This is a genomic window from Streptomyces sp. NPDC043996 (assembly GCF_056435225.1).
In genome coordinates this window covers 1-1,078 of record NZ_JBWKEY010000035.1, presented here as the reverse complement: position 1 = coordinate 1,078, position 1,078 = coordinate 1, and the positions used below count along the sequence as shown (strand labels likewise).

Below are 1,078 nucleotides of genomic sequence, written 5' to 3'. Positions count from 1 at the left end.
CACCCGCGGTTTGGTCCGTGGGCGGGGTTGGGGTTGCAGGTGGTTGTGGTGGTGGTGTTGGTGGTGCGGCGGGTGTGGCCGTTGTTGGTGTTGGGTGTGGCGACGGTGGCGGCGGTGTTGATGTCGTTGTCGGTGTGGTTGGCGCCGGGGTTGTTGGTGACGTCGGTGGATGGGTCGGGGGTGTGGGTGCCGTTGGCGGCGCCTTTTGCGGCGTATTCGGCGGTGGTGTATTCGTCGCGGCCGCGGGGTGCGTGGGTGTTGACGGGTGTGTTGACTGCTGTGGCGACGCGGTTGTGGGAGTTGTCGTTCGCGGTGGCGGCGTCGGGGGTGTTGTTGACGGCGGTGCCGGCGTTGTTGGGGATGTATGTGGCGGCGCGGCGGGGGTTGATCGCGGCGTTGACGGAGCGGGCGGAGCGGGCGGAGCGGGAGCAGTTTTTGTTGGCGGAGCGGGCGCGGGCGGAGGAGCGGGTGCGTTTGGCGGGGGAGATGCATGATGTGGTGACGCATCGGGTGTCGTTGATGGTGTTGCAGGCGGGTGCGTTGCGGGTGGTGGCGACGGATGAGCGGGTGCGGGCGGAGGCGGAGGGGTTGCGGGCTGCGGGGTGTCAGGCGTTGGAGGAGTTGCGGGATTTGGTGGGGGTGTTGAGGTCTCCTGAGAGTGCGGAGGGTGTGGTGGGTGCGGTGGGGGATGGTGGGGGTGTGGGGGTGTCTGATCTGGGGTTGTCGGTGTTGGTGGAGGAGTCGCGGGCGGTGGGGGTTGAGGTGGAGTTGAGTGAGGTGGGGGATCGGTCGGTGTCGTCTCCGGTGGTGGCGCGGACGGCGTATCGGATCGTGCAGGAGGCGTTGACGAATGTGCGTAAACACGCGCCGGGGTGTGGGGTGTGGGTGGAGGTGCGGTATGAGGCGGACCGGGTGCGGGTGCGGGTGCGGAATACGGCGCCGACGGGTGCGGTGGACCGGGATCTGGCGTCGAGTGGGTCGGGGAGTGGGTTGAAGGGGCTGCGGCAGCGGGTGGAACTGGTGGGCGGCACGTTCGAGTTCGGCCCCCGCCCCGACGGCGGCTTCCACATCGAATCCG

Annotated in this window: 1 protein-coding gene; it reads left to right on the top strand. The window is 68.8% G+C overall.

The window, feature by feature from the left end:
- Positions 1–48 precede the first annotated feature (48 nt).
- Positions 49–1,078, top strand: a 1,030-nt coding sequence (locus AC07A4_RS41810; protein WP_478609995.1) for a sensor histidine kinase, incomplete at its 3' end; no start/stop codon positions are given.